Below are 11470 nucleotides of genomic sequence, written 5' to 3'. Positions count from 1 at the left end.
GCCAACCAGCACATTGCCGGTGGCCGGGCCGAACAGGCCGGCCCCGATGCTGTCGATGTCGGCAACCGCGGTCGGCACGTCATCGGACACCGTCACGTTGACCGTGCCTGTCGCCTGGGTGCCGTCGGTGTCGGTGGCAACCACGCCGAGATGGCCCAGATCGACTAGGTCGTCGGCGTTAATGCCAGGATGGGCATCGTAATTGTTGTTCAGCGTCGCCGTCACCGTTGCCACATTGTTGGCAACCGCCAGATCCAGCGTCACCACAGTCACGGCGCCGTCATTGCCGACGACCTGGGTGTCCGACACCCGGGTCCAGGTCAAGTTGGCGGTGTTCAACCCGCTCAGGTCGGTGCCAAAGGCGATCGAGGCGATCGCATCCGAGCCCGGCGTGAAGGTGATCGAGTTCGAGGCGAAGTCAGCGCCGGCCGGCGTCGAGCCGTCACTCAGGTTCTGGTCGTCAAGCGCCAGCGTGATCGGAGCGCCGGCAACCGGGGCCGCGCCGTCCGTGATTGTGAAGGCGATGTTGGCCATCGACGTGTCGAGATCGCCGTCCGTCACAGTGTAGGTCGCGTTAACAGCTACCGGACCGGAACTGTTATCCACCGAAGCGTCCGGCGTGAACGAGTAGGACCCGTCCGCCTTCACCTGGATGGTGCCCGCGCCGATGTCGATCAACTGCGAGTAACCCGTGCCGGCATCGAAGATCAGCGCCGTGCCGTTGATATGCGTCACCGTCGCGCCGTCGGCGCCGGCGACGAAGTCCAGCGTGCCCGTCAGCGCCGGGGCACCTTCCGCAATCGACTGCGAGGCCTCATCATGCGCCGTCGGCACGTCGTCGACGATCTGAACGGACAGCGTGCCCGGATGGGACACGTCTCCGTCGGTGTCGGTAACCGTCATCGTCATGTCGTCGAAGATGGAATCTGTCCCCGCGTCGGGGTGAGTCGCGCTATGGACGAGCGTGTAGCTGTAGCTCACCTGGCCTGTGCTGGCGTCGTAGCCGTTGACGGTCAGCGTGTTGCCGAGCGGCGTGATGATGTCGATCGGCGTCGATGCGCTGTTGGCAAGAGCCGCGCCCGAAATCACCTGGCCGGCGATGGTCAGCGAGCCGACACCGTCGGGAGAGGCGATGGTGAAGGTGCCGGTGTTGTGTTCGGAGATGTCGCCGTCAACGCCTGGCGCCGACGCTTCGCCCGAACCTTCCGGCCCAGGGCTTTCCGGCAGGCCCTTTTCATTGACGATGGTGTCGCCGCCCTCGACGGAAGGCGTCAGGTCGATGATCGACGGTGTGGAATCCGGCCGCAGGCTTGGGAACAGCTCGCGATGATCCGGCTGGCCGAACGCCAGGTCTGTCGGAGGCAACAGTGCCGAAAGACCGAACCCGTCGCCGATGCCACCGGGGGGAACCGAGAAGTCTGCGCCGGCGCTTGGGTTCGAACCGCCCGGGCCGGCCGATATGGAACCATCGGCACCGAAGGCGACATCGACGTGGCTCGCTTCAAGAGCGGCCAGCAAGGCCGCGCGCGGAACTTCGACATCACCGATGATGAAGGTCGGCACGTTGAGCGCGCCATCCTTGATGAGGATGACTGAACCGTCGGCCTGTTCCAGCAACAGATTGTGGCCGTCGACCTTGATGTTGTCGATGGAGACGTCCGCCGGAAGTTTCACGATGTTGCTGGCGTCGGCCACGTATCCATGCGGCGCGGCTGCCGCCGGCGCTTTCGCCTCCGCGGGTGCTGCCGGCTGAACGGGTGCGCCACTGCCGACATCGACCGGTACCGGCTCGGCAGGCGCCGCCTGAGCGGCCTGCGCTACCTGGATGCCTGCCTGCGATGGCGGGCCGCCATGTTCATGTGAAGAGTGCTCGTCCCAAGAATTCGAGACGGTATCCAAATCGTTACTCGTCGTCATCGCCAAACCCCTCCGGCATTTCCCGGATAGAGACAGTGACGACTTCTGCTTTGCAACTGTCCCGCAATCAATTTCATATATCCCAGTATGCAAGTCTCGGCATTTTTTACGTGTGGTAAACCCGGAAGATATAATCTGATATGCATTGGCCGAGCCGCGCCTCGTTTGATATCCGCCGGCTGAGCTGGATTGGTAAACAGAAGTATAAATTTGAATAAAGTTTTACACAAAGTGGGTATTCCCGATTGAAGGAAACTTATCCACCTTCCTTTCCAGTAATTTGAGACAAGATTGGTACCGTCCACAGTCAAGAGGTGGGCGTTATGAAAAAAGAAAAATCTGCCCTGGGAATAACCGGGCTCAGGCTCATCCTGCTGGCAATGGCGATCACAAGCCTGCCGCAGCCATCATCCGCGAAAGCAATTACCGTGAATGCCGGCGCTGCCGCTGGAGTTCTGGCGGCGGTCGAAACCCCTTCCAGTCTCGGCGGCGTTTCGCTGGCTCGGCCGCAGCCATGGCAGCCGGTTTCAGCCTACTGGATCGGCATGATTTTCAGCAGCTATGGTCCTGTTGCCGTTGATGAAAAGCGTGGTTCTTCGATCGCGCCGCCCGCCGCCGGGATCGACCCGATCCAGACGGCGGCGATCATTCCCGGCGTGTTCGGTTCTGTTGCCCTGTCGATGCGCAATTTCCCGGTTTCGGCGCGCTGGGCGCCGGTCTACAAGGCAATTGTGGACTGTACCGCGAGCAGCGCGTGCGAACGCAAGAACAGCGCCTTTGCCGAGATCGTCAAGGCAGCCGGGAACAAGCGCTTCATCGATAAGTTGTCCTTCGTCAACTCAAGTATAAATCGCGCCATCGCCTACAAGAAGGACAGCGTGGTTTACGGCAAGCTCGACTACTGGGCCAAGCCCGCGGAAATCCTTGAGCGGCGGGCAGGGGACTGCGAGGATTTCGCCATCCTCAAGATGGCCGCGCTGCTGCATGCAGGCATCCCGGCGCAGAGCATGTCGCTGGTCGTCTTGCAGGATCGCAAGCGCGGTTTCTTTCATGCCGTGCTGTCGGTCAGCACCGGCAGCGGCGTCTTTATTCTCGACAGTTTGAGCAATGTAGTTTCCCGCGACACAGACCTGCCGACCTACGTGCCGCTGTATTCGTTCAGCACCGATCGCGCGTGGATCCATGGCGCGAAGACCGGTTCTGCTCAAATAGCCGATATCAAGGGCGGCCTTTCGACGGTCGCGCCTGGTGAAGGTGTGCAGCCGTAAGCTCCCATCAGAGAGTCTTGAGCGCTCTATCTCTTGTTTGACGCAATTTTCCACGGAAACCGCTCACACTTTTCCCGGAATTGCTCTAGCCGCCGAAGACGAACGCCATCAGCAGTTCCGGCTCGACCACCGGCGCCCGCACCGCGCTCAGTTGACCGCGGTAGCGGCGGTCGCCGGCGCCTATGACGAAACCGGTCGCGACCGGCGTCTCGCCATTGGCGTCGAGCCTGGCGAATATGTCGGCGACATTGAGGTCCAGCGCCAGCTTGAGATCCTGGCGCGCGTCCTCGTTCGGCGCCACCGGCAATTGCCGCCGCACCAGTTGCTGGAACGGCGCATTGAAGGTCAGGATTTTCTTCGACGATGCCAGGGCAAAGGCCGGCGAGGGACAGGCGACGAGAATGGCGTTGATGGTCTTGATCGACGCGAGCCTCTGCAAGGTGACGTTCTGGTCGGCCAGTCCACGCATGCAGGCTACGCGGATTGCCGATGTTAGGTTTCCGGCGTTGGCGTGGCTCTCTGCAATTTCCTCGATCAGTGTGCCGATCGTACATTTGCGGCTTTCCGCCATCTGCTTCAGCGAAGTCCAGAACGCCCTCTCCAGACGAATGCCGCGGCGCGTGCCGCCACGCGCCACAACCCGGAACTCGAGACCGAAATCCTCACTCGCCAGCGGTGTCAGCAGCCGGTCGCGATCGACCGGGCGGGAGATCGCACTATCGCTCACTCATTGCCTCCTCCCGCGCCTTGTTGATTGGCTTCAGAAGGTAGGTGAGGATCGTTTTGCGTCCGGTCTTGATGTCGACCGAACAGATCATGCCGGGGATGATCGAATAGGTCTTGCCGTCGCGTGTCAGCGTCGATTTGTCGGTGGCGACACGGACCTGATAATAGGGTTCGCCGGTTTTCTGGTCGACCAGGCTGTCGGCAGTGATGTTCGAGACCTTGCCTTCGATGCCGCCGAAAATCGAGAAGTCATAGGCAGTCACTTTGATCAGTGCATCCTGGCCCGGCCGGATGAAGGCGACGTCCCGCGGTGAGACCCGGGCTTCGACCAGCAGGGTCTCGGACGTCGGCACGATACCCGCGACGACCGCGCCGGGCTGGACGAAGGCGCCGACCGTGTTGATGTCAAGCGTGTTGACGATACCATCGACAGGCGAACGGATATCGGTACGCGCCACCTTGTCGGTGGCACCGCGTATCGTCTCGTCCACCACCGAGAGATCGGCCAGCGCCTGCGTGAGATCGCTGAGCGCTTCTTGTTGCAGCTGCAGGCCGAGTTCATCGACCTGAAGCTTGGCTTCCGTGATGGCCGACCTGGCTTTCTTGATTGTCTCTCCGGCAAGCGTCAGCTGACCGTTGAGCTCGGTCTGCTCGCGCTCGACGCGGAGCTGCTCGGTTCGCGCCATCAGGCCTTTCTTGACCATCGCTTCGACCAGCTTCGCCTCCTGGTCGCTGACGGCCAGGTTCTTGGTGAGGCGATCGGCATTGGCGTTGGCTTCGTCGAGTTCTTTCTCGCGCTGATCGAGGCGCGACTTTAGAACCGACAGTTTGACTTCGAAGTTGTCGCGCCGCGCGACGAGCAGCTTCTGCTCGTTGTCGCAGATTTCCGGCGCCACCTTCTGGATCTCGGACGGACAGGGAAACGCGCCCTCGAGGCTGCCGGTCTGTTCGAATTGGAGCCGTGCAATGCGCGTCTGCAGCGCCCGCGCCTTGGCCTGCTGCTCGCCAAGGCTGGAAGTGTTGAAGGTGTTGTCGAGACGAATGATGAGGTCATTCTTCTTGACGACCTGACCGATCGTCACGGCGATTTCCTGAACCACGCCCGGCTCGCTGGCCTGGATGATCTGGGTCTTCGACGCCGGTATGATCTTGCCGTCGCCGCGTGCGATTTCATCGACCTCGGCAAAGGACGCCCAGGCTACCGAACTCGCAAAGAGCGCTCCGATAATGAATATCGAAGCCGACGCAAAAAGCGGCGGACGGTCTTCCCTGGCTAGCATTTACCACGTCCCAACGTGCTGTATTCACGCATAATTCTGTTCGTCAGGCGCTTGTTTTCTGCAGCGCCTGTATCACTTGGTCTTTCGGTCCATCGGCAACGATCTTGCCCTGCTCGATGACAATCAGGCGGTCGGCCAGCTCGAGCATGCTGAAGCGGTGCGTCGAAACGATCAGCGTCGTGTTGCGATCGAAAGCCACTTTGAGCTGCTTGATCAGCTGGCGCTCGGAAGCCAGATCCATCGAGCCGGACGGCTCGTCCAGGAACACGATTTTCGGTTTGGTCAGCAACAGGCGGGCAATTGCCATTGTCTGCCTCTGACCGCCCGAGAGATTGGTGCCGCGCTCGCCGACATTCATGTCGTAGCCTCGCGGATGGCGGGAGACGAAGTCGTCGACGCCGGCAGCCTTGGCCGCCTCGACGATCTGCTCATCGGTCGCCTCCGGGCACGCCATAAGGAGATTTTCCTTGATGGTGCCCGAAAACAGATCGTTGGCTTGCGCGACGATCCCGACGGCGGCGCGAACCTCCGACGGGTGGTATTGGCGGATGTCGATCCCGTCCAGCAGCAGCTCGCCGGAGGTCGGCAGGAAAAGCCTGCCGATCAGCCGCCCCATGGTCGTCTTTCCCGAGCCTATGCGGCCGATGATGCCGATCCGCTCACCGGGCTTCACCGAGAAATTCAGGCCGGTCAGCACTTCGTTTTCGGAACCCGGGTAGACAAAGCCGACATTCCTGAATGCCATTGCACCGTTGCGAATGGGGCGGTTGACGAAACCAACCGTGTCCGGCCGATCCTCAGGCTGCGCCATGATCGAATTCACCATTCGCAGGGACAGCATCGCCTGGCGAAGTCTGGACAAGGTGATCGCAATCTGCCCAAGCGGGGCCACTGCCCGGCCTGCCAGCATGACGGTGCCGATGATGGCGCCGGTCGAGACATGCCCTTCCGAAAAGGCATAGGCGCCGGCCACGATCAAAGCGACGGTGACCATCTGCTGGATGGCTTGCGTTATGTTGCCGGCGGCAGCCGAAAGCTGTTTGATCTTCTCGGACGTGTTGGATGCGTTCTTGGAATGCTCCGCCCATTTTCGCAGAAGGTACGCCTCTGCCCGCAGCGATTTGATCGTTTCCAGCGTGGAGATGGATTCCACCAGCAGGGCCTGGCGCTGCGAAGCCTCGTTCATGGAAGCGGCAACGCGTTTGCCGATGCGCCGTTGCGTGATCAGCCCGACGATCACCGAGGCGACAAAGGCTATGGCCGGTATGACGACCAGCCAACCGCCTATCGCATAGATGACAAGAAGAAAGACGAAGACGAAGGCTGTGTCGATGAAGACGCTGATGGTGTTCGACGTGAAAAACTCGCGCACGAACTCGTACTGGGTCACCCGATTTGCATATTCGCCGGTTGAGCCGGGCCTTGCCGACAAGGACGAGTTCAGCACCTTCTCGAACAGCATATAGGAGATGCGAAGATCGGACTTGCGCCCGGCATAGTCGATCAGTGACGCTCTGGCGGTCTTCAAGAGCAGGTCGAACAGAATGACCGCGCCGATCCCGATCGACAGCACCCAGAGCGTCGATATCGCCTTGTTCGGCAAGATCCTGTCGTAGACATTCATGGTGAAGATCGGTGAGGCAAGAGCCAACAAATTGATGAATACCGCCGACAGGATGACCTTCGAATAGGTGCGCCAGAACGGCCCCATCGTGCCGGTCAGCCAATGTCGCCGCTCGATCTTGGCCGCCGAACCGACGCTCATCGCCTCTACTGCGTTGGCATAGGTTATCGAGAACGAAACGCCGCCACTAATATAACTTCCGGAAAACTCGGATTTGCTGATTGTCGTGCGGCCGTCTTCCTGGGGAGCGGTCGTAAATCCACCGTCCTCGGTCTGGGCAAGCAGCGCTACAGGCAACTGGCTCACGCGAAACAGAATGGCGGGAAGGTCGATGCGTCCGCGAAGAAAGTCGCGGTGGCTGAATTCCGTGATTTCAAGACCGATGCGTTCGGCAAGATGCCGGATGGCGTCGATATCGATGCGGGTGTCTGACAGCGGCACGCCGGCAAACAGCACGGTCTCGGAACTCGGCCTGCCGAGGTACCCGGCAACAGCGGAGAAGCAGGCCTTGAACGCCTCTTTTGGGGAGAGGATTTTGGGTTGTGGGTTCACGATTGGCCCGCAGGACTATCGTTCGTCCTTGACCTTCCTACTTCTTTCTTACCGGTGCGAGGATGTCGAAAGGCAGATCGTTCGTCTGCTCCGACGGCGTGCGCGCATAGGTTTCGGTGTCGGCCGTTTCAGGCGCATTGAACTCGGCCTTGGCATAGGCGGTGGCCTGTTTTGCCGGCTGAAGATTCATGGTCTTCAGCAACTGCCCGGTTGCCGCCAGCAGCCGGTACTGCGCGAAAAGCGACGCGTAGGATGCGGTGTCGGCAAGCGTAGCTGTGTTGAACCGCGTGTTCTGCGCGTCGAGCACGTCGAGCAGCGAGCGCTGTCCGACCTTGAACTGCTCGCGATAGGACGCCACCAGCCTTTCGTTGGCGGCAGCCTGAAGCTTCAATGTCTTTGCCAGATCGGCCTGCCGGAAGCGGCGATCCCATGACGTACGGACGGCTTCCTCGATCTCGCGCAGAACCTGGTGCAGCACAAGGCGCTGCTCGCTGGTCCGGCGGACCTGCTCTTGCTCGTTGGCTTTGTCGATGCCGCCGCGATAGAGGTTCCAGCGCAGCACCAGCCGCGCCTGCAGGTCGCTAGCGTCGCCATCGTCGCCGTCGATGTCATAGCCGCCGCGGGCGCGGCCTTCGGCGATGACGGAGGGCCCGAATTTCGCCCGCGCCGCATCCACCAGGGAGGCGGCGGCGTCGATATCGCTGTTGGCCATGTGGACGCGCGGATTGTTCTGTCGCGCCAGCCCTAGCGCGTCGTCGAGCGACCTTGGCAGCGCGCTCGAGACATCGCCTGGCCTTGACGCGTTGGTCAGCGGCTTACCGACCGTCTTGAAGAACCGTATCTTGGAAGCCTCCAGTTCTTCGGTCGCCTCCTGCATACGTGCCTTGGCAGCGAACAGCCGCTCCTCGGCCTGCTGGCGATCAGCCTCGTTCAACGCGCCGCCTGCAATACCTTGCCGGATGTCGCCGAGGATTGCCTGGTGAAAGCCCAGATTCTTCTTCGCTTCTGAAACGATCGAAGCCTGCAGCATGTATTCGAGATAGTCCTGGACGACAGACAGTCCAATGAATTCAGACCGTTCCAGCACCCGGAACGATGCGCCGTCGACCCGCGACGCCTGACGGTTCAGTTCCGCCCGCCTTGCGCCGCTGTCATAAAGCGTCTGCGTGACAACGACATCGGCTTCCGCCGGATAGAGCGCGTCATCCTCTATGGACAGCGCACGCCGGGAGGAATTGTCGAGACGGCGAACCCCTGCCGACGCCTCGACATCGACGCTGGGAAGATAAAGTCCCTTCGCTTGGCGCAACTCGAATTCGATTGCTTCACGGTTTTCGATCGCCTGACCAATCTCGGGATTGGACTCCACCGCGACCGCCATCGCCTCCTGGAGAGTGAGCGCGTGAGCATTCCCACAACTCAATATGGCGACCGTCGTCAGCAGGCCGAGGCGCTTGCCTATCGCCGACATAGATGTCGTATTCATTTCACCCCACCCCAACGTTCCCCTGCGCCATTATTGCCAGGCGTTACAACTCAACCGTGATTGTTCACAAATTTGCAAAATATGGGAGCACTTATTGATTTAGTGACCGCTAAAACGCTGAATTCAAGCAAAATTCTATAGAATGTCGCAAAAATGGCACATAAAATACCCACTGCGGTTTTTGGGTAACAGCCGTCCGAGTTTGAACAGGCAAGCGAAACCGCTCCGGGAAGGAGGACCGCAAGGCCACCTTATGACCTATTTGCTCCTGATGGCTTGACTATTTCTGGGTGTACTTTTTCAGCGAGGTGACCGACAACATCTTGGTTGGCAGCTACAATCGGCAGGATAATCTTAGCCCGCTTGCCAAGAGCCTGGAACGGACACCCCTGCCTTTCTTCGACCTGAAGCGTGGGCATAAATCCCTGAGCCGGCGAATAAACCCCGACGACTGCTTCACTGGCCAGCGTGCCAGCATAGGGCTCGTATGACGGCCGATCAACGACTGGGTCAACCGAAGAGGTGACGGTACTTTTTGAGGCGGTTCGGTAGGCCATCGAATGCTGCAAGGTCCAAAAATCGCTCGATTGATCCCGATAGCTAGTGAAACCCCAAATATTTCTTGCGGCGATTTTCCGTTAAAATCAAAAGCGCAATTTTTTTGACGGTTAGTGTCGGCCTTTTCGCAGCTCAGAAAAAAATTTGACTGTAAAAAATTTGACTGTAATTGAGTCATACGCTGTTTAAACAATGCGGAACGAAGTGGTCAGTTGCGCCACCACTTTGCGGGACGACATACGAGAGTTGCAGGACGAGCGGTCAAACATCGAGGCCGCCGGCTCGTTAGATACCACTACTCGTTCCTCCGCGCCATTCCAACAGGCTGAACTTCGAGGCAAGTGAGCCCGTCCTGGTCCGGCGCCTCGACGTAAATCCATTCCACCGATCACAACTGCCTGCAAGCTGCCGCTTGTTTGTTACTTCCCGAGTCTCATCGGCCATATCGAGGCGCTAGACCGTCAGCTGGTCGCGCGCTGTTGCCACAGCTGCCGATCTGCAACCGCCCCCATTTCCGCGGTTCTGGACCCTATCTCCCAACGTTTGCAAAACGAGGTCAGCTATGGTCGGCAGTTTGGGGTCGCGGGAGCATACGGAATGACACGGGAACCTTTCAGATTTTGGCCCACCAAAATTCAGCAAAATCAACAATTTCCGTTCGCCCTCCGGGCCCACCAATAACTCACGGCTTACGCCGAACTCTTTGTTTTGTGATCGCATCCGCGAAAAAGCGCTCTGCCGTCAAAGCCTTTCCCCACCTCTCGATGAGTTCCGCAAGCTGCTGCTGGCTATCGGCGGATCGTTGATGCGCAACTGTGACGGCGGTCGTTACCGTGGCTCGAGTGTCAGCAGATGTGGTAAGGCTGATTGTCGACGAGTAGCAGAGGGGTCCAGCAACAATGACTTTGAGACGAACCAGAGCTTACGGCGGATCCGGCTTGGTTCTGGCGGTTTGCACTGTATTGGCTTGGCAAAACGCCACCGCCGCTCAAGATTGCTACGCAGCCGCGACGTCTGGCGTCAATTGGCAGGAGTGTGACAAAAAGCTTCTCATCCTAGAAGGACAGGACCTGAGCGGGGCAAACCTGTTCGGTGTTGATTTCACTTCGACCGACCTCAGGAACAGCAATCTCCTTGCGGCAAATTTTGAGAAGGCAACGCTTGTGCGCGCTTCCCTGGCCGGCTCGACCGCCAAAGGCGCCCGGTTCGACAAAATCGAGGCTTACAGGACCGACTTCAGCCATATGGACGCGCAGGGCGCCGTGTTTGCGGGCGCGGAAGTGCAGCGCTCGAATTTCCAGGACGCCAATCTGGTCAATGTTGACTTCACAAAGGCGGAATTGGGGCGTGCGCAGTTCCATGACGCCGATATCAGCGGCAGCCACTTTTCGTTTGCCAATCTCGCGCGGGCGGACTTCCGAGGAGCGAAGTTCACCGCACCGATAGACTTTGAGGGCGCTTTTTTCTTTCTGACCCGTATCGAGGGCCTCGATCTATCCAATTCGGCGGGTCTGTCCCAGTGGCAGCTCAACATGGCTTGCGGGGACGCCCGGACCGAGTTGCCTTCTGGCATGACGAGGCCAGAAAATTGGCCCTGTCAATTCCAGCAGGAATAGCCCGCCCGTCCGCTTCCCGCCAAAGGCTGCCGGGCGGCAAAGCGCCTCAATTCAGTCCTCGGCCGGGGGTCAAAGCACGACACTGCGGGACATTTCCGGCAATCTCATTTACCGGCGAACGACAACGACCAAATGGAGGACGAATGCCCAAGGTCAAAGGTGGTACCGCTCTGGACAAGGAGCGCGCCAAAACAGAGAAGCTCCTCAAAAAGGTTGGATACACCGCCTTGAAGGAGGCCGGTGTGGTATCCAAGCGACCCGACCTCCCAAATCTAAAGGTTGAAAAGCGAGGGAAATAGCGCGGACACTCGCATGCTGACCTGACGAGGGCACGCCCAAAATGTAGACGTCTGCTTTGCCTTCTCAAGCTAGGAGCGTGCAGGCGGCACTTGCGAGAACCACAAGGCGGACTGCTGGGGCCGGAAGAAGCTGTCGTATTTCCG

9 protein-coding genes are annotated in these 11470 nt (G+C 59.6%); 3 read left to right on the top strand and 6 right to left on the bottom strand.

Going from position 1 to position 11470, the window contains the following annotated elements:
* Positions 1-1917: hypothetical protein (locus NKI32_RS19615; protein WP_353003216.1), on the bottom strand; the 1917-nt coding region annotated here is incomplete at its 3' end.
* Between the two features lie 323 nt (positions 1918-2240).
* On the opposite strand from NKI32_RS19615, the gene NKI32_RS19610 reads away from it, so the two are divergent.
* Positions 2241-3185, top strand: coding sequence for a transglutaminase-like cysteine peptidase (locus tag NKI32_RS19610; protein WP_352626528.1), 945 nt, complete (start codon positions 2241-2243; stop codon positions 3183-3185).
* Between the two features lie 85 nt (positions 3186-3270).
* Here NKI32_RS19610 and NKI32_RS19605 read toward each other — a convergent pair whose 3' ends face one another.
* From NKI32_RS19605 to NKI32_RS19585, 5 genes are all read right to left on the bottom strand, one after another.
* Positions 3271-3912 (bottom strand): ribbon-helix-helix domain-containing protein, encoded by a 642-nt coding sequence (locus NKI32_RS19605; RefSeq protein WP_352626531.1) that lies wholly within the window; start codon positions 3910-3912, stop codon positions 3271-3273.
* The gene (locus NKI32_RS19600) at positions 3902-5191 is read right to left on the bottom strand and encodes an HlyD family type I secretion periplasmic adaptor subunit (RefSeq protein ID WP_352500306.1); all 1290 of its coding nucleotides are present in this window, start codon (positions 5189-5191) and stop codon (positions 3902-3904) included. The genes NKI32_RS19605 and NKI32_RS19600 overlap by 11 nt, the downstream gene beginning before the upstream one ends.
* A 43-nt stretch (positions 5192-5234) precedes the next feature.
* Positions 5235-7367, bottom strand: a complete 2133-nt coding sequence (locus NKI32_RS19595) for a type I secretion system permease/ATPase (RefSeq protein ID WP_352626534.1) — start codon at positions 7365-7367, stop codon at positions 5235-5237.
* 37 nt (positions 7368-7404) lie between these two features.
* Entirely contained in the window at positions 7405-8853 is a 1449-nt protein-coding gene (locus tag NKI32_RS19590; protein ID WP_352626536.1) for a TolC family protein, read from the bottom strand.
* 251 nt (positions 8854-9104) lie between these two features.
* Entirely contained in the window at positions 9105-9410 is a 306-nt protein-coding gene (locus tag NKI32_RS19585; protein WP_155927121.1) for a hypothetical protein, read from the bottom strand.
* 900 nt (positions 9411-10310) lie between these two features.
* On the opposite strand from NKI32_RS19585, the gene NKI32_RS19580 reads away from it, so the two are divergent.
* Both NKI32_RS19580 and NKI32_RS19575 read left to right on the top strand, forming a co-directional pair.
* Positions 10311-11027: a pentapeptide repeat-containing protein gene (locus NKI32_RS19580; RefSeq protein ID WP_352626538.1), complete on the top strand. Its 717-nt coding sequence runs from the start codon at positions 10311-10313 to the stop codon at positions 11025-11027.
* Positions 11028-11170: 143 nt separating this feature from the next.
* Positions 11171-11326 carry a hypothetical protein gene (locus NKI32_RS19575; RefSeq protein WP_352626540.1) on the top strand — a complete coding sequence of 52 codons (156 nt, stop codon included), beginning with the start codon at positions 11171-11173 and terminating at the stop codon, positions 11324-11326.
* Positions 11327-11470: the final 144 nt, after the last annotated feature.

Origin of the sequence: Mesorhizobium sp. M0761, assembly GCF_040320205.1 — a bacterium.
In the GTDB taxonomy this organism is placed as follows: Bacteria; Pseudomonadota; Alphaproteobacteria; order Rhizobiales; family Rhizobiaceae; genus Mesorhizobium.
This window is presented reverse-complemented; position numbering and strand designations above follow the sequence as displayed.